This window comes from Saccharopolyspora pogona (assembly GCF_014697215.1).
Lineage (GTDB): Bacteria > Actinomycetota > Actinomycetes > Mycobacteriales > Pseudonocardiaceae > Saccharopolyspora > Saccharopolyspora hattusasensis.
Genome location: NZ_CP031142.1, coordinates 3,173,231 through 3,191,876, shown reverse-complemented (window position 1 = coordinate 3,191,876; position 18,646 = coordinate 3,173,231). Strand labels below are relative to the sequence as shown.

The window sequence follows — 18,646 nt, the reverse complement described above, 5'->3', positions numbered from 1 at the left end:
ATGGCTGGCCGGTGCCGGTCGAGGCCGAGCACTAGAGCGTCACGTCTGGTGCCTCGTGCCAACAACTTCGAAATCCATTCTTATCGAGGAACTCTCATGACCGAATCGTCGTCACAGTCGACGACCTCATCCGTGGGGCGCGTCGCCAATTCCGAAAAGTCCGTGCAGTTCGACGATGTTCCCTTCGGGCGGTTCCACCTTCGTGTGGCCGTGTCCGGGTCAGGGGGACAGTTCTCAGACGGATACATTCTTGGAATCGTCGGAATCTCGCTGGCGACCGCTACCTCCGTCCTCAGCCTGAACGCGATCTGGCTCGGGCTGCTCGGCGCGGCGTCCATGCTGGGACTTCTCGTCGGAAGTCTGTTCTCCGGCTTCCTGATCGACCGCATCGGCAGGCGGCCAATTTTCGCATTCGACATGATCGTCCTGGCGATCCTGTCGCTGGTCCAGTTCTGGGTAGCAGCTCCGTGGCAGCTGTTCGTCCTGCGCCTGCTGCTCGGTGTAGTCCTTGGAGCGGACTACGCCGCGAGCAAGACCCTCGTCAGCGAGTTCGCTCCTCGGCAAACCCGCGGCCGTATGATGAGCCTGCTCGCGCTGTCGTGGGCGGCCGGATACGCCGCCGCATACCTGGTCGGCTATTTCATCGTGAGTCTCGATATCGGTGACGAGGCATGGCGGTGGATGCTGGCGAGCAGCGCTGTACCGGCAGTCGCCATCCTCTTCGCGCGGATCGGGATCCCGGAGTCGCCCCGCTGGCTCGTCGCCAACGGACGCGCCCAGGAAGCCACTGCCATCCTGCAGGCGAAGCTCGGCTCGCATGTGACCATCGATGCAGACGACCCGGGACGGGCGGAGGAGAAGGGCAACGCGTTCCGGAGACTGTTTCAGTCGCCGCTGCGCCGTCGCACCATCCTGATCTGCGTCTTCTACGCATGTCACATCATGCCCTACTTCGCTCTGAGTACCTTCAGTCCGCGGATCCTGGAAGCACTCGGCGTGCGCGACCCCTACTTCGGTGGAGCCATCTACAACCTGCTCCTCCTCGTCGGTGCCGTCGTGGGCATGCTCGTGATCGACCGCATCGCACGTCGATCGTTCCTGGTCGGCAGCTTCGCCGTCGCAGCTTCGCCGTCGCAGCTGCGCTGCTGTTTCCGCTCTCCGTGCTCAACCTCCCGACCTCGGTGACGATCGCCCTGTTCGCGGCACTCGCCTTCGCCCTGTCGGCGCGGGACACGCTTGCGTTCATCTATCCGCAGGAGCTGTTCCCGACCGATCTGCGAGGAACCGGAGTCGGCACCGCCGTTGCCGCGAGTCGGGTCGGCGCGAGCATCAGCACTTTTTTGCTCCCGGTTGTCTCCGAATTTCTCGGGATCCACGTCGCGATGCTCGCGTGTGTCGTCGTCCTCGTTCTCGGCGGCGGCGCGTGCTACTTCTACGCACCGGAGACCGGCAAGTCGCGGCTGGGGGCAGCCAGTGAACAGTGAAAGCGAACTCGGCTTCGCTGAGGCTGCGGAGGAAGCGCTCAGCCGGATCTTCGCCACGCCTCGCGCCGAAACCGCCATCACCGATCGCACGGCGGTCGACACGATCGCATGCATGGCCGGCGGTCGATACGAACCTTTCGTCGCCGCACTCGCCGAGGCCCGGCGCGTACCGCCACGGCTTCTCGCTCACACCTCGCTAGATGACGTGCCCGACCACGATGCGGCGTTCGTCAACGCAGCCGCGGCCCACAGTCAGGATCTCGACGACACCCAGCTATCGACGACGGCACACGTGTCCAGCGTCGTCTGGTCAACACTGCTCGCGGTCGTGCCGTCCGCGACCCCGGGACTCCACGTCGCCCGGGCGGCGACGGCAGGGCATCGGTTCCTCCGCATGCTCGGCGGGTTCGTCGTGCCGAACCACCTGCGGGCGGGATGGCATGCAACCGGGACCGCCTCGGCGCTCGGTGCGGTCGTCGCGTACGGGGCACTGATCGACGACCACGCGCGCACCCGTCGAGCGCTTGGGATCGTGGGCTCGCTGATGGGCGGTCTGCGTGCGAACAACATGTCGAGCCTCAAGTGCGTGCACGCTGGTCGTGCGGCGGAGAACGCCCTTCTGGCGCACAGGATCGCCGTGCAAGAGAGCTGGGCCGGGGAGGCGTCGCTCCCGGCGATGGCCGCGGCGTTCGGCTTCCGGGCGGCGGCGCTTCGCGACGACACCGTGGACGACGCGGACATGCTTGCGAAGCTCTACCCGAGCTGCAGCGGCACACACCCGGCCGTCGAGCTCGTCTGTCACTGCGGTCCGAGCTGAGCAGGCGCGACACCGTCGATGTCACCGTCCCGCAGCTCGTTGCCGACGAGACGACGACGGCGTGGCCCGCAGGAATCCCGGAAGCCCGGATGAGCCTGCCTTACACGATCGCGTGCGCGTTGTACTACGGGCGCCTCGACAACGACGCGATTCGTGACGGTCTGATCGACCCAGCGGTTCGGGCTGCCTTCGACACGGTGGTCGTCCGGGTCGATGCCGAGGATCAGGACTCCGCCTACCAGCCGTGGGCCCGGGTCGACCTCCCAGACCGTCCCCGAACGTTGTGGTCCGTTCCTCCGGACAACGAGGCGATCGGCGGGAAGTGGGCGAGGCTCGTCGGCCCCGGTGTTGCTCCGCCGATCGTCTCGGCCGCATCCGATGTCCGTTCTCTCATATCCGAGCTGCGGAGTGCGGTCGGTGTGCCGGCCTGACATACGAGCCGAGGCGTGCGCGTCGTCGAGTGGGCCGTCGCGGGGGAGCATGGTCTCGGCGGGCCGGGATTTCCTCGAAGTTGCACCGAACCTGCTGATCGCACCCGCTCTGGTCATCGCCGCCACCGTCCTGGCGCTCAACGTGCTCGGCGACGGCGTGCGTGATGCACTCGACCCGCGCAGACACGGCTGATCCGTCGAAGGAAGGGGAATCCATGCCAGGACTGGCGCACCCACAAGCTGGGCGAGATGGGCTGGACAGAAGCGCGCGCGGCCGCCGAACGCGATCCGGTGGTGCTGCTGCCGGTCGGCACGATCGAGCAGCACGGACCGCATCTGCCGCTGCACGAGGACTCGGTCGTCGCCGAGTACGTGGCCGATGCAGTGGCGCAGCAGACCGGGGCGCTCTTGGCACCCACGATGATGTACGGGCATTCGCCGATCTTCCGCGGGTATGCGGGCACCATCAACCTGTGGCACGAAACCTTGACCGCGGTGCTCGTGGACATCTGCGACGAGCTGGTGCGGCACGGTTTCCGCCGGATCGTGGTGGTGAACAGTGCGCGACCGAACGCCCCGCGCTCACCGGCTCCGGTGACCACCAGGTCGCCTGCCACCACCCGGAAGGAAGCTGAGATGCGTGTTGCCGTCGCCCAGACCGCCACCGGCGCCGACAAGAGCGCGAACCTGGCCGAGATAGCCGGTTTCGCGGCGCGCGCTGCCGAAGGGTCGGCCGAGCTGCTGATCTGCCCGGAAGCCGCGATGGTGACCTTCGAGGACGACCGCGCCCGGATCCGGACCGAAGCCGAGCCGCTGGACGGCCCGTTCGCCACCAGTATCCGCGAGTTGTCGACCGAAACCGGTCTCACCATCGTGGTCGGCATGCACGAACCGGCAGGTAGCAGCGACGGCCGGGTGTACAACACCTCGATCGTGGCTTCGCGGGGCGAGCTGATCGCCCACTACCGAAAACTGCACCTCTACGACGCCTTCGCGATGCGGGAGTCCGAGCACATCATCGCCGCCGACGCCGATCCGGTCACGTTCCGCTGTGGCGGCCTGACCGTCGGCTTGATCATCTGCTACGACTTGCGCTTCCCGGAGATCTTCAGGGACTTGGTGGACCGGGGAGCGCAGCTGTTCGCGGTGTCAGCAGCCTGGGTGCGCGGCAGCTTGAAGGAAGACCACTGGACGACCCTGCTGCGGGCACGAGCGGTGGAGAACACCTGCTACGTCGCGGCCGCGGGACAGGTCAACCCGAAGAACATCGGCCGCAGCGCGGTCTTCGACCCGCTGGGCCTGCAACTCACCGATCTCGGCGAGCAGCCCGGCGTGGCGGTGGTGGAGGTGACGGAGCAGCGCTTGGAACACGCCCGGGCCGTGCTGCCTTCACTCGCACACCGCCGCTACGCCGTGTCGCGGAAGTAGTCGCGATGTCTCCGGATTCGCTGGCCGTGCTTCCCGCGTTCGCGGCGGAGCAGGAGCGCACGTGGCCGTTCTCGCCGGGACAACTGATGGTGGGTCAACGGCGGTTACGACGGCCTGCACCTGGTCTGCCATGCGGTGCTGCGGCCGGGTCAGCGCGCCGTCGTGGTGCCCAGTCACCGACCGGGCACGCCGTCGACGCCAGGCGGACGAGCGCAATTTCGCGAGAAATTGCGCCCACCCCGGGTGACCACGGATCGTGGGGCCCGGTGAAGAAATTCTGGAGCGCTACGGGCTGACTCGCAGGCCGAAGACGGTGGGCAGGCAAACCAGCACGACTCCGGCCAGCGCGGCGAGTCAGATCGAGTATGACGCGAGCGCCGTTGGCACGACGGCCCAGGCGATGCTCTCGGCCAGGAAGTGTGGTGCGGACGCGGTCAGCGTGTCCGCCAGCGGCGTTCGGCGGCGGTCACGGACGCCCTGCATCACGCCACGGCCCTTGCGGTGGACCAGGCAGTCCAGCCCCGGCTGAGCACATACGCGGCCAGCAGGATGAGCGTGACCGCTCCGTCGGCGATCAGCGCCGCGTCAGCGCCGTCGGCCCCGCTGCCGAAGGACAAGGCGGCCAGGGTCAGGGCGAGTTTGTTGAGGATGGCGAGCTCCCAGATCCCGGCGTAGAGCCGGGGGCGGTAGACCAGCAGCAGGAACACGCCCGCGAAGACACCGAAGCCGAGCATGCGCCAGGTCTCGACCATCCGTGTGGCCGGTCCGGCGTCCGCGACGGCGCCCACTGCGCCGGCCACCGCGGCGACGGCGCCAGCGGCGGCGAGGACGAGCAGGGCCCGCGCGACGCGGTCATGGATCCGCGCGGAGCCGGTGCCGGTCTCGACGTGACGGGATGGGGCACGAGCGGGCATCGGCGCTACCTTTCACCCTAACGGCGTTAGGGTGTTAGCCTAACACCGTTAGGTCCTTCTAGGAAGGCGGGACGGATGGCTTCCCGCGCACTGAGCCGGCTCACCCCGCGAGCCCGGGAGATCGTGCAGACCGCGCGGCAACTCCTCGAGCGGGAAGGTCCCGATGCGCTGTCGATGCGTCGCCTCGCCGCCCAACTCGGGATCCGCGCCTCCTCGATCTACGAGCACCTCCGGGACAAGCAGGCACTGGAGGCGGCGCTGATCTCGGTCGGCTTCGAGGAGCAGGCCGAACTGTTCGCGCAGGCCGTCCATCGATCCGACACCCCGATCGCCGCCCTCACCGCCGCGTACCGCGACTTCGCACGCCGGCAGCCGAACCTCTATCGGCTGATGACCGAGCGGCCCCTGCGCCGCGACCTGCTCACCTCCGGCGTCGAGGAGGCGGCCGCAATGCCGCTCCTCGAGGCCACCGGCGGTGACCGCGAACGAGCGCGGGCCATCTGGGCTTTCGCGCACGGCATGGTCAACCTCGAGCTGAACCAACGTTTCCCACCCGACGCCGATCTCGACACCGCCTGGCGCAAGGGCATCGACGCCTTCCACGGCACGGGCTGAGCGAGGTGACGTGATGACGGAGAACTTGGTGGTGGTCCTCGCTCCTCGAACCTTGAGTACGAAGCGGTGCACCGCAGACTGGTCGATTCGCAGGTATGCCTGCATGAGGTTTGGCGCCCGACTGCGGTGGTGGACTTCGTGTGGGCTACTGCATTTCCGGCGTTGTGGTGTCGGGTTGGGTGTGGTTTGCGCTTGAATTCGTGTGAGGTGAAGGGATCGGCTCTGGTGGCCATTGCCGTCGCGGGGTGCTGTTTCCTGGGCTGCGTTCGTGTGATCGGTCACGTGCTCGGTTTTCTTCCCGCGCTGCGACGGCCTGGCCTGCTGGCTGCGCGCCCGTGGCTGGAGGATGAGGCCGGCTGCGCTGGCGGCGATGGTGCAGCTCAGGGCGATGGCCCAGCCGTGGGGCAGTAGGGGTGTGGAGCCGAAGAAGTGGCTGAGGCCGGGGGTTTGCACGATGGCGGCCAGTGCCGCCATGGACGCGAGCGCACCGGCCACGACCAGTGGGGTGCGTCCGCGGATGACCAGGGTCTGGCCGAGTTGGGCGCCGACGAGTGCGACGGTGTCGGCGTGTCGGCGGGTTCCGGTGGCGCGGCCGAGGACCCAGGCGGTGAACGCGGATGCGGCGGTGATGATGCCGCGCCGGTAGATGTCGCGGTGCAGTGCGGCGCCGAGGGAGGCGTCGGGCCCTTCTCCAGGAGCATCTCGGGCGTGATTTCCGGTGGGGGGCGTACTGCGATCGCCATGGCCGGGATGACGTCGGTGAGGAGGTTGACCAGCAGCATTTGGCGGGCGTTCATCGAGCCGCCGGGGGTGAGCAGGCCGGTGGCGACGATGTAGAGGATTTCGCCGAGGTTGCCGCCCAGCAGCAGGGCCAGGGAGTCGCGCACCGAGGCCCACATGGCGCGTCCTTCGACGATGGCGTCCACGATCGTTTCGATGCGGTCGTCGGTGACCACGACGTCGGCGGCTTCCCGGGCGGCGGGTGTGGCGCGTTCGCCGAGCGCGATGCCGATGTCGGCGATTCTGATCGCGGGTGCGTCGTTTGCGCCGTCGCCGGTGACGGCGACGGCGCGGTCGGTGCGCTGCAGTGCTTGGACGACACGTGCCTTGTGTGCCGGGGTGGTGCGGGCGAATACCGCGATGTCGGCGGCCTTGGCGGCCAGTTCGTCGTCGTCGAGGGCGTCGAGTTCGGTCTTGCCCCTTCGGTGACGGCCCGGTCGGCGACCAGCCGCACAAGCTCCGGCACGGGCTGGAACGCGACGTAGAAGTCGGCGAGCTGGTAAACGCCCGCCAGAATGCGCCGCGCATCCCGCCGTTCCTCACCCCGCGGTGCCCGGACAGCACGCTGCGCGTCCCGGATCAGGTCGGGCAGCAGTGCCCCGAGCTGTGTCCGGTGGTCCGGCGAACTGTGCCGCACCTTCCACGCCGACGCCAGCCGTTCCGCCAGGTGCGCCAGGTCCACCGGCCGCGTGTCCGGTGTGAGCCGGTACTCGGTCAACGCGGCTTGCACGTCGTAGAGCGCCTGGTGAGCAGCGCCAGGCGCGAACCGCGACACCGACACCGCTTCATCGTTCCCAGTGAGCTCGGCGAGGTCTCGGACGTCGAGTACGTGGGCAAGCTTGGTAAGCATCTGGAGCTTCGGCGTCTGCAAGCGCCCGGTCTCGACAGCCTTAACCCACTCGGCCGACCGGTTGACGAGACCGCCCAGCACGCGGCGGCTCATCCCGGCGCGTTCCCGCGCCTGCCGGATGCGGGCACCAACAGACGGACCGTTCGAGGACACGATCACATCACCTCTTCGCGGAAGTGCCTCTTCGTGAAACCCCGGCCCGTCGACCGGGGCATACCTCCGCGAAGAGGTACTGCCGAGCGTAGCGATCTCCCGATCAGGTGACGAGGAGTCGGGCAGCGCTGTGCGGTGTCAGACGTCCGCCCCGCTGTTCGCTCCGTGGGGCAAACCATGATCAACGTAGACGCCCTTCGCCAGTCCGACTTCCGCGATGACCCGTCGTCGGCCGGAACCAAGGCAGCGGATTGCCGGTCAGCGCAGCCAGATCTCGGTGGTCCTTCGAGATCATCTCGTGCCGCGGCATTTTCCGGGGAATTGTCGCGAGCCGCATTGCCGTTTCGGGTGCCGAATTGGCGCTGAATTGCGAAAGTGGTGCCCCGCGCACGCGATCTGTGGGCTCTCGACCCGAATGCTGTTTGGTCGGCGTGGATTCTCGGCTCTTTTCCCAGCTGTCGTGCGGTTTTCGGTCGATCTCCGGGGCGGCGGGCCGTCGGGCCGTCGGGGTGGGCCCGATATCTTGTTCTGCGGCCACGTCGGGGTCGGTGCCGGGGATGCCGGCAGGTGTGATCAGTCCCAGGAGGGTGCTGTGCGGTTCAACGACGATGCGGAGCTGGACGCATCGCAGGTCGAGGAAGTCGGCGGTTCCGGCGGCGGTGGTTTCGGCGGCGGGACCATCGCGGTGGGGGGCGGGGGACTGGCTCTCGTCGGGATGGTGCTCTACTTCCTGCTCAGCAACTTCGCCGGGGGTGGCGGACAGCCGGCGCTGCCGCCGCTGAGCCTCGACCAGCTGCCCGTCGGTCAGCAGGCGGACGACCAGCGCCTGGCGCAGGAATGCCGGACCGGCGCGGATGCCAACAAGCGGGAGGAGTGCGCGCTGGTCGCGTCGATCAACTCGATCCAGGGGTACTGGAGCGAGCAGTTCGTGCGTTCGGGCGGGAAGTATCAGGCCGCGCCGACGAAGTTCTTCCGCGGCGCGGTGAACACCGCTTGCGGGGGCGCGACCTCAGACGTCGGCCCGTTCTACTGCCCGGCCGACGCCGACGTCTACATCGACCTGGACTTCTTCAAGGAGCTCAAGACGCGGTTCGGTGCCCAGGGCGGCAGCTTCGTGGAGGCCTACGTGCTCGCCCACGAGTACGGCCACCACGTGCAGAACCTGCTCGGCACCAATTCGAAGGTCAACCCCCGGCAGACCGGGCCGACCTCCGGCGCGGTGCGCCTGGAACTGCAGGCTGACTGCTACGCCGGAGTGTGGGCCAATCACGCCACCACGGTGCCCACCCGCTCCGGTAAGCCGCTGATCCAGGAGATCTCCGACGACGACATCCGCCGCGCCGTGGACGCCGCCGGGCGGATCGGCGACGACTACATCCAGGCCAAGCTGGGCGGCGGGCACGTCGATGAGAGTAAGTTCACTCACGGCAGTTCGGCGCAGCGGGAGAAGTGGTTCACCACCGGTCTGCGCACCGGAAACCCGAACGCCTGCAACACTTTCGACCCCAAGGTCAGCCTGGGCTGACCCCCCGGTGGTGCCGCGCCGGAGCCGGGCGGCACCACCGGAATTCCCGCCCTTTCGGCTCGATCCGAATGGTACGAGCGGGCTGCGAATATTCTTCGAAATCTTCCGGTGAATTCTCCGCTGGGGCGAATGCGGACTATGCATTAAATGTCCGGAGTTCTCGTGATCGATATCGGTTCCGGCCGCCCTGGGGTCACCTTTCCCCATTCCGGTCACTATTGTTCCTCCGCATGTTCGCTTTCCGAGGGATGACGCCGCAAGATCGTCGCGCCGCGAATCCGGTCCGCAATCGGATCGGGCGGTGGTCGCGATGACCGGCCAGGAGGAGGTGTCGCGCCCCGGTTCCGGTGTGCTTTCGGTCGAGGGCATCACCGTCGTCGATCCGGGCCTGGTCCGCCGGGCCGTCGCGGCGGCGGCCGTCGGGAATGTGACCGAATGGTTCGATTTCGGCGTTTTCGCCAGGCCGCCGCTGCCGGCCTCGGGACCGAGAGCGGCGGCGACCCAGTAGCTGTTGGTCGTGGTCATACGACGTCGACGAAGACCGGGTTGGCGTAGAACCACAGGTCCGACCAGGGGTCGGCATCCCCGAGGATGTCCATCACGGGTCCGCCGTCAGCGGTGAGCCGGTTGCCGTCGCTGCCCCGGCGGACGAAGGTGCGGCCTCCGGTGGTCGCGCCGCGCAGATCGCCAGAAGACGAGTTTCGAACAGCCTTGGCCCTCTCACGCGGTCCCGAGGCCGCGGGCGCGCAGGATGCCGCGTTCCAGCGGGCGGAAGACCAGCAGTTCGATGCCCACGCCCACCAGCAGGATCAGCGCGATGGCGGCGATGACGGTGGGCATGTCGGACAGCAGGCGGCCGTTTTCCAGGTAGGCCCCGAGGCCCTTGCCCAGTTCGGGGGACGTGGCGATGATCTCGGCGGCCATCAGGGAGCGCCAGGAGAACGCCCATCCCTGCTTCAACCCGGCCAGGTAGCCGGGCAGTGCGGCGGGCAGCAGGATGTGCCGGGCCGTCGCGAGTCGGCCCGCACCCAGCGCCTTGCCGACCCTCGGCAGGATCGGCGGGATCTGGTCGATCCCGGCGACCAAGCCGTTGGCGATCGACGGGACGCAACCCAGCAGCAGCACCGTGTACATCGTCGCGGGGGTGACGCCGAACCAGAGCACAGCGGCCGGAACCCAGGCCACCGACGGCAGGCTCTGCAGACCGGACAACAGCGGGCCGATCGCCGAGCGGATCACCCGGACCTTGGCCACCAGGAGTCCCAACGGGGTCGCGATGACGATGCCGATGAGGAACCCGATCACGGCGCGGTGCACGGAGGTCCAGATGAAGCTCAGCGCGTTGCCGCTGGTGATCTCGTCCCACAGTTCCAAGCCGACCGCCCGCGGCTCCGGCAGCTTGAACTCCGGCCACAGCGCGGATGCCCACAGCGCCTGCCAGGCGGTGAGCGCCAAGGCGAGCGCGACCAGCGGAGGCAGGACGGCGCCCGCGAACCGGCGCCAGCGGTTGCGGGTGTTCGGCTGCGGGTCGGGCGGGGTGTCCAGGGCGTCGAGACCGGCTTCTACCGCGGCGTCGAGATCGGTGTCCGCCGTGGTGGTGCGGATGCTGTCAGGCCGAGGCATGGTTGCTGATCACCTCCCGAAGCCGACGGTTGATCACCTCGACGAGACCCGGACCGTCCGAAGTGGACTGACCGGTGGTCCACTCCTGCACGACACGGCCCGGCCGGGACGACAGCAGCACCACGCGCTGTCCGAGCCGGACCGCTTCCCGGACGTCGTGCGTCACGAACATCACTGCGGCCCCGGTGGACTCCCACACGCGCAGCAGTTCGGACTGCAACACGTCCCGCGTGATCGCGTCCAGCGCGGAGAACGGCTCGTCCATCAGCAGCAGCGAGGCGGACGCGTCGTCGTCGGAGGCGCCGAGCGCGGACGCCAGCGCGCGGGCCAGCGCCACCCGCTGGCGCATCCCGCCGGAGAGTTCGTGCGGGCGCTTGCCGCCCACGTTCCCCAACCGGACCAGGTCCAGCAGTTCGCGACCGCGTTCGCGGCGGGTAGCGCGGTCGACTCCGGCCAGGCGCAGCGGCAGTTCAACGTTGCCCGCCGCGGTCAGCCAGGGCATCAGCGCGGCTTCCTGGAACATCACGGCGGGCCGCGAGCCGCTCAGCTCGATCGTGCCCCGCGACGGCTCGTCCAACCCGGCGATCAGGTTGAGCAGCGTCGTCTTGCCGCACCCCGACGCGCCGAGCAGGCAGACGAACTCGCCCGGCCGGACGGTCAGATCGATGCCGTGCAGCGCCGTGATGCTGCGGCGTGCCTCGCCGAAGCTCTTGTGCACCCCGGTCAACCGGACCACGTGGTCGGCGTTCGCGGGGGCGTGCAGGACGGCGGTCATGTCTCGGTTGCCTTCCTCGCGACGTGGTCGATCATCCGGACAGTCCGCCGTCGGCGACCTTCGGCTTGCCGGCCGCTTCGAGCACGGCGTTGATCGCGGTGACGTCGACCAGGCCTTTCAGGTCGGGGGCCTGCCGCTCGATCCCCGCGGTCACCTGGTCCTGGGCCAGCTGCGGGAACCGGGAGGCCAGCGGGTCGGCGGTCAGCTCGATCCCGGTGAACGCCCGGTCGATGACCTCGGACGACAGCTCCTTGCCGGTCAGCTCCTTGAGCTGCTTGTTGACGGCGGTCTTGGCTTCGGCCGGGTTCGCGGCGGCGAGGTCGTTGGCGGCGAGCAAGCCGCGCAGGACTGCCTGCACGGTCTGCGGATGCTGCTTGAGGAATTCGGTGCGCACCACGACGACCGTGGTCGGGAACTTCCCCTCCGGCCACAGCTGCTTCTCGTCGAGAAGCACCTTGGCGCCCGCGTCGTGCACCAGGCGCGACGCCCACGGCTCGGGCAGCCAGGCACCGGCCAGCCGGCCCTGCCGGAACTGGTCGAGGGTCTGGGAGTTCTCGATGTTCTGCACCTGGACGTCGCCGAGCTGGTTGTTGGCGAGCCACTTCTTCAGCGCGACGTCCTGGGTGTTGCCGAACTGCGGCGCCGCGACGGTCTTGCCCCGGAGGTCCTGCGGGCTGTTGATCTGCGGCGCGACCACGAGCTGGGCGCCGCCGGAGGTGGCCCCCGAGATTAGGCGAACCGTCTGCCCGTCGGACTTGGCGAAGGCGTTGATCGCCGGGCCGGAGCCGATGAAACCGATGTCCAGCGAGCCGCCCAGCAGCGCCGAGACCTCCTCTGGCCCGGCGCTGAACTGCACCGGCGTGAGTTTGGTGGCGCCCAGCTCCTTGCCGAACAGGCCCTTGTCCAGGCCGATCAGCGCCGAAGCGTGGGTGACGTTGGGGAAGTAACCCAGGCGCACCTCGGCGGCCGGGGCGGTGTTCGCCGGCGGCGCCTCGGCATCGGAGGTGGTGCGTTCGGCGCGCGAGCACCCGGCCACGGCGGCGAACAAGGAGAGTACGGCGGCCGCCACGGCCAGTACCCGTGGTTTGCGCGGCGCGATGCTCACGTTGTGGTCCCTTCGCACGACGGCAGCAGAACCGGTGCCGGGGCCTTGCTTCGGCCCGCCAGACCCGTTCCGACGTGTTCTTTCGTCGTATTGGCGACAAAGTCGATAGGGACAGTACAGTTTGATCCGCCAGTTGAGCACGGGGTCTCACGTGGTAGGACGCCGCCGCGTTGACCGGCTCTGCCACACCTCGGGGCTGCGGGTGCGTCCGGCCACGGCGACCGGGAGGTTGTCGTGCATCAGGTCGGCCAGGGTGACCTCCTCCAGCACCTCCCGCAGGCTGCTGCGAACGGCGATCCACACCTGCTGCAGCACGGCCACCGAAGGTTCGTAGCGGACGTCTTCCGGTCGCACCCCGTGCACGCTCACCAGCGGCCCGTCCACGGCCCGGATCACGTCCGCCACGGACACCGCTTCCGCCGGGCGGGCCAGCACCCAGCCCCCGGCCTGGCCGCGCCTACTGGCGACGATCCCGCTCCGGCGCAGGTCGGCCAACACCGCCAGCAGGAAGTTGCGCGGGATCTCCTGGGCGGCGGCCACATCTTCGGCCCTTGCCACCTTTCCTGGCGACAGGCGCGCGAGCTCGACGAGAGCACGTACCGCATAATCCACCTTGGCCGAAATGCGCATGCCCGCATTCTCCACCACCAGCGCGAACGCCCGCGCCGCCAGCCGGTTGGTGCGAACGCGGGCCGCGGGCTCGGGTCGTCCTAGTCGCGGGGCTTGCCGAAGATCAGGCGGTAGCCGATCAGCAGGATCAACGCGCCCAGGATCGCCAGGCCCCAGGTGCGCAGGTCGAAGAACGTGCCGAGCTCGACGTGGAAGAGGGTCTTGCCGACCCAGCCGCCGACGAAGGCTCCCGCGACGCCGAGCAGGATCGTGACGATGCAGCCGCCGGGGTCCCGGCCCGGCATGAGCACCTTCGCGATACCGCCGGCGAGCAGTCCCAGCACGATCCAGCCGATGATGCTCATGGGCATCCTCCCTGCGTTGGCGTTTCGATCTTGGCCTGGCGGGCGCAGCATCCCAGATCCCAGTGTCAGGGCTCGCCCCCGATCGCGGAGTCGTGACGTTGATCTCAGCCGGGCCTCCACTCGGGGCCGGGGTTTGTCCAATGTGGACGACGTTGCCCGGGGTGTGCGCGACCTGCGGATCCGGCCGAACGTCTCATGCGGCGGTGGTCGATCGGCTACCGTACGTGTGGATCACTTGGCCGAACAGCGATGGAGAGCACGCCGTGCCGGGCAGACCGTGGGACAACGGTGGACCGCAGAGCGTCGCCGAGCGGCGCTTCGACGACCTGCTCAGGCCGGGCAGGGCGCCGGCCGACGAGGCCGCGCCGCCGGTGGACGGGCACGGCGAGGCGGCGGAACGGGAGATCCGCGGCGAATACCTAGCCCGCCGGCTGATCGACTCCCTGGAGGACGGCGGCTGGCGCCTGTTCAACCGCCGCGGCGCCCAACCGCTGGTGATCCAGATCGAGGACGCGGCGATCACCGGCCGGGTCGAGCTGCGCAACGCCGAACTGCCCTACCTGCTGGAATTCGTCGGCTGCCGGTTCGAGAACGCCCCGGACCTGCGGCAGGCCCGCCTGGCCGGGCTGGTGATGTGGCGCTGCCGGTTCCCCGGCCTCAACGCGCGCAACCTCAGCGTCAGCAACGACACGGTGTTGCGCGGCTGCCGGAGCATCGGCGGAGTCCTGGATCTGGCCGACGCAGATCTCGGCGGCTCGCTGCTGCTCAACGACAGTGAACTGCGCAATCCCGGACACCGCGCGATCTACGGCGACCGGCTGAAGGTATCCGGTGCGTTGCTGGGCATCCGCCTGCAGGCCGCGGGGGAGATCCGCATCCCCGGCGCGAAGGTCGGTGGGAACCTGACGCTGTCCGGCGGAGTTCTGCGCAACCGCGGCCGCAATGCGCTCAACGCCACCGGGATCCAGATCGGCGGCTCGCTGCGACTGGACGTCGACCCGGGCACCGGCAGGCCGTTCACGGCGGCCGGACGGTTGCTGCTGCCGAGCGCACGCATCTCAGGTGATCTGCGGCTGCGAGATGCGGTGCTCGAACCTGGCGTCCAGCCGCCGCGCCGCGGCGACTCGCAGAACGACGACCCGGCCGCGACCCTGATCGCCGACCGCGCGGAGATCCGCGGTGATATCCAGCTCGACCAGAACTTCCGCAGCGGCGGCACGCTTCGGCTCGTCAGCGCCACCGTCGGCGGCAACCTACGGATGGCGGGCGCCCGGCTCGACCTGGGCTGGTTGCGCTCACCAGCAGCTTCGGTGGAGCATCCGCTGCGCGCGGCGCACCTCGACGGCACACAGATCCTCGGCAACCTCGACGCGCGCAAGGTCGTCGTGCACGGACAGTTCCGGATGACCGACATCCAGGTCAGCGGCAGCATCCAGCTCAACGGCGCGCAACTGGTGGGGCCGCGCACCGACGTCCTGCGGGCCAGCAGGGCGGTCGTGGGTAGCAACCTGGAATGCCGCGACACCGAGATCGCCGGATCGCTTCAGCTGCAGGGCGTGCGGGTCGGCGCGAACGTTGACCTGCGTTCGGCGCACCTGACCAAGCCCGCGTGGCACCAGCACCGAAAGGCGTACAAGGCATCGCTGGACCTGCGAGCCGCCCGGATCGAACGCGACCTGGTGTGCGCGGAGGGCAGCCGGCCGTTCCGCGCCGAGGGCGCGGTGGAACTGCGGTGGGCCGCGGTCGGCCGACACCTCAACTTCTGGGGCTGCGAGCTCGGCGACGGTGCTTCACCAGCGGCGCTGAACGCATTCGGCGTGGTGACGCAGGAGATGACACTCTTCCCGCGCACCGCGCCGCAGGGGCGGATCACGCTGCGGCAGGCGCAGTGCGAACTGCTCGCCGACAACGCCGCGCTCTGGGCGGCCACCGGTGGCCTCGACTTCGAGGAGTTCGCCTACGAGAACTTCTCCGAGTCTTACGAGCTCGCGGACCAGGAACGGGTGCGGCGACGGCTCGGCCTGCTGCGCGCCACCTCGGACGACGTGTACCAGCCGGGCCCGTACGACCAGCTCGCCAAGGTATTCCGGGCCAACGGGCTTGAAGAGCACGCGGTCACGACGCTCATCGAGAAGCAGCGCCACCGCTATGCGGCGATCAGTGCCGCCGCCCGTCCGGGCCTGCGATGGCCGGTGCAGCTGTGGAGCCTCCTGCAGCGGATCACGGTCGGCTACGGCTATCGGCCGCTGCGGGCGCTGGCCTGGATGCTCCTGTTCGTAACCGGTGGCACGGGGTGGTTCGCTTTCCACCCGCTGATCCCGATCAACGAGCAGGACCACCCGGTCTGGAACCCGCTGTTGTACACATTGGACCAGATGCTGCCGGTGGTCACCCTCGGCCACGACGACATGTGGCAAGCGCGCGGCGCTTCGCAATGGGTCACCGTCGTCCTCATCGCCGTCGGCTGGACGTTGGCCACGACGGTCGCGGCGGGCATCAGCAGAGGCCTGCACCGAGAACGCTGAACGCGGCGGCAACAGAGGCTGTTTCCAGGTTCGTTTTGCGCGGCGGTGCGAGCTGCGAGGTTGAGCTCGTCGGTGACCCCGTAGCCATGCCGCGGGGCGCGCGCATCGCAGGCCCCGCGCCGCAGCGTCGAAGTCCAATTAGGGTTCCCGGGTGTTCGTCGGGAAATGTTCGAAATATCCGGATGTTTGGCCGGATCGTGATCCTCGCCGATCAGTTGACCGGCGAGCGGCGGGGGATAATGATGATGATCATGGGCTGGCCGCTGGGGGTGCGTTCGTCATGGGAACTGGATTGGATGCGTCGCGCGGGAACCTCCTCGACGGGACGCCGTGCTGGATCGAACTCGTCACTACCAACGTCGACAAGGCCTGCGAGTTCTACGCCGGGTTGTTCGGCTGGGAGTACGAGACCCACCACGACCCGCGCGCCGGCTTGCACGTGATCGCCGCCCACGAGGGCTTTCCGGTGGCCAGCATCCGGGATTCCGCCGACGGCCGGTCCCAGTGGCGGCTGTTCCTCGCCGCCGAGGACAGCGCGAGAACGGCCGCCGAAGCCGGCAAGCTCGGTGCGCAGATCATCGTGCCCCGCAGCCGCGTGCCAGAGCTGGGCGTGAAACTGGTGCTGACCAGCCCCGCCGGCGACGAATTCGGGCTGCTGGAACCGGATCCTTCCTGGCAGTTCGACGTCGGCCTGCCGGGCACCCTGGTCTGGGCCGAACTGGTGACCATCAAGGCCCAGACCGCGGACCACTTCTACGCCGAACTCTTCGGCTACACCGCCGAGCAGTTCGGCACCGAACACCGCACCGGATACGAGGTGTGGTATCTCGACGAGGATTCCGTGCTCGCCCGGGTCAGCATGATCCGGGAGCACATGAGCACCGAAGCCCGACCGCACTGGCTGCTCTACCTCGGCGTGGACGAAGAGGTGGGCACCGACGAACTGGTGCACCGGGCGGTCGCCCTGGACGGCCGGATCCGGGTCGATCCCTACGACTCCAGCCTCGGCCGCGTCGCCGTCCTGCGGGATCCGACCGGGGCGCGCTTCGCGATCGTCGATCCCAGCCAGGCCAGCGAGTACGGCACCGCGGGCAACGACGACCCCTACGACGACTGAAGCCGGGCTCCGCCCCGGTGGGCCGGGCGCTCGTCGGCCCACCGGGTGCGCAGGTCAGCGGCGGAGTCGCTTGCGCCCGGTGACCTTGTTGTAGATGACCAGGACGATGACGGCGCCGATGATGGAGCCGATCCACCCGGCGGGCTGGAAGCCGCGGAAACCGACGGTGAGCAGGCCGAACACGAAACCGCCGACGACCGATCCCGCGACGCCGATCACGATCGTCATCAGGATGCCGATGTCGTCCTTGCCCGGCACGACCGCTCGAGCGATGAAGCCCGCGATGAGCCCGAAAACGAGCCAGCCGATGACCGTCCAAAGCATTGCATTCACCCCATAGTCCGGGTTGGTCCCTGCTAGATCACGCTACCGGACGAAGTGACCACGACGCACCAGCCGCAGCCAGCGGCGTTAGCTGCACACCGGGACGGCGTGTCGTTGGGTCGCCGACGACGGCCGGCACCCTGGCGATCAACCGTCCCGACCAGCCCCAGCCGCATGTACTCGGTCCACCCGCTTCGTGCGGGTGCGCGGGCGGTCGACCATCCGGGTATTCGGGGGGGCGGGGGGCGAGGACACATGCCGATGCCGATACTTGGCGCACCTGCGGGTTCATGATTCGGCCGTTCGGCCGATGGGGTGCCGGGCCGTTCGGCGGGGAACCTCGCGGCGTCGATCAATGCGCTGGTGAACCTGAACACCGGCCGAAATCGCCTGTGGAGATGATCTTATGGAGTTGATCGTTCTCGGCTGCTCGGGCAGCGCGCCGGCACCGCAGTCACCGTCATCCGGATACCTGCTGCGCTCCGGTGGCAGCCTGCTCGCGATCGATCTGGGGAACGGAACCCTCGGCCCGCTGCAGCGCTGGGCCGACCCGTTCGACGTCGATTCGCTGCTGCTGACCCACCTCCACCCCGATCACTGCGCCGACGTCGCCCCGCTGGCGGTGTACCTGCGCTACCGGCCGAACCCGCCGCGCGACCCGAAACAGCAACGCCTGCCCGTGTACGCGCCGCCGGAAGCGCCGAGCCGCCTGGCTGCGCTCTACGCGCCGAACGCCGAGCAGCTCGCTGACACGGACCTCTCGGACACGTTCGAGTTCCTGGCCCCACCGGTCGATCCGGTGCAGGTCGGTGCGTTCGAGATCCGCGCGGTCCCGCTCGACCACCTGTGCCCGACCTGGGGCCTGCGCATCGAGGCGGAGGTCAGGGTGTTCGCCTTCACTGGAGACACCGGCCCCAGCGACGGAATCGCCAAGCTGGCGGCCGGAGCGGACGTCCTGCTGTCCGAAGCATCCTGGCTGGACTCGCCGGACCAGCCAAAGGGAATGCACCTGTCGGGCAAACAAGCAGGCGCAGCGGCGGCATCGGCGGGAGTCGGCAAACTGCTGCTCACCCACTACTCCCCGTGGACGGATACAAGAGCACTCCTCGAAGAGGCCACCGAAGCCTTCGACGGCCCCGCGGAGCTGGTCCGGGCCGGCGCCACCTACGAGATCTGACCACATAGGACGATCGTCGAAGCCCGTTC

General features: G+C 68.7%; 20 protein-coding genes and 3 pseudogenes. 12 read left to right on the top strand and 11 right to left on the bottom strand.

Annotation, left to right across the window (positions count from 1 at the left end; all coding sequences use genetic code 11):
• Window positions 1–96 precede the first annotated feature (96 nt).
• From DL519_RS14630 to DL519_RS14605, 6 genes are all read left to right on the top strand, one after another.
• Window positions 97–1,185, top strand: coding sequence for an MFS transporter (locus tag DL519_RS14630; protein ID WP_190815523.1), 1,089 nt, complete (start codon window positions 97–99; stop codon window positions 1,183–1,185).
• Window positions 1,182–1,484: an MFS transporter gene (locus DL519_RS48655; protein WP_190815521.1), complete on the top strand. Its 303-nt coding sequence runs from the start codon at window positions 1,182–1,184 to the stop codon at window positions 1,482–1,484. Before DL519_RS14630 ends, DL519_RS48655 begins: the two co-directional genes overlap by 4 nt.
• The gene (locus tag DL519_RS14620; protein WP_190815519.1) at window positions 1,474–2,301 is read left to right on the top strand and encodes an MmgE/PrpD family protein; all 828 of its coding nucleotides are present in this window, start codon (window positions 1,474–1,476) and stop codon (window positions 2,299–2,301) included. The genes DL519_RS48655 and DL519_RS14620 overlap by 11 nt, the downstream gene beginning before the upstream one ends.
• A gap of 89 nt (window positions 2,302–2,390) precedes the next feature.
• Window positions 2,391–2,732 carry a hypothetical protein gene (locus tag DL519_RS14615; protein ID WP_190815516.1) on the top strand — a complete coding sequence of 114 codons (342 nt, stop codon included), beginning with the start codon at window positions 2,391–2,393 and terminating at the stop codon, window positions 2,730–2,732.
• A gap of 49 nt (window positions 2,733–2,781) precedes the next feature.
• Complete coding sequence (locus tag DL519_RS14610) at window positions 2,782–2,925, top strand: hypothetical protein (protein ID WP_190815514.1); 144 nt, start codon at window positions 2,782–2,784, stop codon at window positions 2,923–2,925.
• Between the two features lie 56 nt (window positions 2,926–2,981).
• Window positions 2,982–4,160: a nitrilase-related carbon-nitrogen hydrolase gene (locus tag DL519_RS14605; RefSeq protein ID WP_190815513.1), complete on the top strand. Its 1,179-nt coding sequence runs from the start codon at window positions 2,982–2,984 to the stop codon at window positions 4,158–4,160.
• Between the two features lie 354 nt (window positions 4,161–4,514).
• On the opposite strand, the gene DL519_RS48650 is transcribed toward DL519_RS14605, so the two are convergent.
• Together DL519_RS48650 and DL519_RS14600 are read right to left on the bottom strand one after the other, a co-directional pair.
• Window positions 4,515–4,646 carry a hypothetical protein gene (locus tag DL519_RS48650; RefSeq protein WP_263399642.1) on the bottom strand — a complete coding sequence of 44 codons (132 nt, stop codon included), beginning with the start codon at window positions 4,644–4,646 and terminating at the stop codon, window positions 4,515–4,517.
• Window positions 4,643–5,074, bottom strand: coding sequence for a hypothetical protein (locus DL519_RS14600; protein ID WP_190815511.1), 432 nt, complete (start codon window positions 5,072–5,074; stop codon window positions 4,643–4,645). The genes DL519_RS48650 and DL519_RS14600 overlap by 4 nt, the downstream gene beginning before the upstream one ends.
• Before the next feature lie 123 nt (window positions 5,075–5,197).
• On the opposite strand from DL519_RS14600, the gene DL519_RS14595 reads away from it, so the two are divergent.
• Window positions 5,198–5,689, top strand: a complete 492-nt coding sequence (locus DL519_RS14595; protein ID WP_263399641.1) for a TetR/AcrR family transcriptional regulator — start codon at window positions 5,198–5,200, stop codon at window positions 5,687–5,689.
• Between the two features lie 420 nt (window positions 5,690–6,109).
• Here the strand turns inward: DL519_RS14595 and DL519_RS14590 are convergent.
• The 3 pseudogenes from DL519_RS14590 to DL519_RS46420 all read right to left on the bottom strand — a co-directional run.
• A pseudogene (locus DL519_RS14590) lies at window positions 6,110–6,586 on the bottom strand (hypothetical protein); the annotation flags it as partial.
• Window positions 6,571–6,831 (bottom strand): annotated as a pseudogene (locus DL519_RS46425) (HAD-IC family P-type ATPase); the annotation flags it as partial. The pseudogenes DL519_RS14590 and DL519_RS46425, both read right to left, overlap by 16 nt.
• Before the next feature lie 452 nt (window positions 6,832–7,283).
• A pseudogene (locus tag DL519_RS46420) lies at window positions 7,284–7,472 on the bottom strand (helix-turn-helix domain-containing protein); the annotation flags it as partial.
• A gap of 592 nt (window positions 7,473–8,064) precedes the next feature.
• Here DL519_RS46420 and ypfJ point away from each other — a divergent pair.
• Window positions 8,065–8,997 (top strand): KPN_02809 family neutral zinc metallopeptidase, encoded by a 933-nt coding sequence (ypfJ, locus tag DL519_RS14580; RefSeq protein ID WP_190815507.1) that lies wholly within the window; start codon window positions 8,065–8,067, stop codon window positions 8,995–8,997.
• A 310-nt stretch (window positions 8,998–9,307) separates the two neighbouring features.
• Entirely contained in the window at window positions 9,308–9,505 is a 198-nt protein-coding gene (locus DL519_RS14575) for a hypothetical protein (protein WP_190815505.1), read from the top strand.
• A 212-nt stretch (window positions 9,506–9,717) separates the two neighbouring features.
• On the opposite strand, the gene DL519_RS14570 is transcribed toward DL519_RS14575, so the two are convergent.
• The 5 genes from DL519_RS14570 to DL519_RS14550 form a co-directional block, all read right to left on the bottom strand.
• The gene (locus tag DL519_RS14570; protein ID WP_190815503.1) at window positions 9,718–10,620 is read right to left on the bottom strand and encodes an ABC transporter permease; all 903 of its coding nucleotides are present in this window, start codon (window positions 10,618–10,620) and stop codon (window positions 9,718–9,720) included.
• Complete coding sequence (locus tag DL519_RS14565; protein ID WP_190815501.1) at window positions 10,607–11,395, bottom strand: ABC transporter ATP-binding protein; 789 nt, start codon at window positions 11,393–11,395, stop codon at window positions 10,607–10,609. Before DL519_RS14565 ends, DL519_RS14570 begins: the two co-directional genes overlap by 14 nt.
• Before the next feature lie 31 nt (window positions 11,396–11,426).
• Window positions 11,427–12,500: an ABC transporter substrate-binding protein gene (locus DL519_RS14560; RefSeq protein WP_190815499.1), complete on the bottom strand. Its 1,074-nt coding sequence runs from the start codon at window positions 12,498–12,500 to the stop codon at window positions 11,427–11,429.
• A gap of 147 nt (window positions 12,501–12,647) precedes the next feature.
• Window positions 12,648–13,130 carry an RrF2 family transcriptional regulator gene (locus DL519_RS14555; RefSeq protein WP_190815496.1) on the bottom strand — a complete coding sequence of 161 codons (483 nt, stop codon included), beginning with the start codon at window positions 13,128–13,130 and terminating at the stop codon, window positions 12,648–12,650.
• Window positions 13,131–13,210: 80 nt separating this feature from the next.
• On the bottom strand, window positions 13,211–13,474 hold the full coding sequence (locus DL519_RS14550) for a GlsB/YeaQ/YmgE family stress response membrane protein (RefSeq protein WP_190815494.1): 264 nt from the start codon (window positions 13,472–13,474) through the stop codon (window positions 13,211–13,213).
• A gap of 263 nt (window positions 13,475–13,737) precedes the next feature.
• Between DL519_RS14550 and DL519_RS14545 the strand changes: the two genes are divergently transcribed.
• Complete coding sequence (locus tag DL519_RS14545) at window positions 13,738–15,999, top strand: bactofilin family protein (protein ID WP_190815492.1); 2,262 nt, start codon at window positions 13,738–13,740, stop codon at window positions 15,997–15,999.
• A gap of 280 nt (window positions 16,000–16,279) precedes the next feature.
• Window positions 16,280–17,116, top strand: a complete 837-nt coding sequence (locus DL519_RS14540; RefSeq protein ID WP_190815490.1) for a VOC family protein — start codon at window positions 16,280–16,282, stop codon at window positions 17,114–17,116.
• 54 nt (window positions 17,117–17,170) lie between these two features.
• Here the strand turns inward: DL519_RS14540 and DL519_RS14535 are convergent, their stop codons facing one another.
• On the bottom strand, window positions 17,171–17,440 hold the full coding sequence (locus DL519_RS14535) for a GlsB/YeaQ/YmgE family stress response membrane protein (protein ID WP_190815488.1): 270 nt from the start codon (window positions 17,438–17,440) through the stop codon (window positions 17,171–17,173).
• Window positions 17,441–17,846: 406 nt separating this feature from the next.
• Here DL519_RS14535 and DL519_RS14530 point away from each other — a divergent pair, with 406 nt between their 5' ends.
• Entirely contained in the window at window positions 17,847–18,617 is a 771-nt protein-coding gene (locus DL519_RS14530) for an MBL fold metallo-hydrolase (RefSeq protein WP_190815486.1), read from the top strand.
• Window positions 18,618–18,646 lie beyond the last annotated feature (29 nt).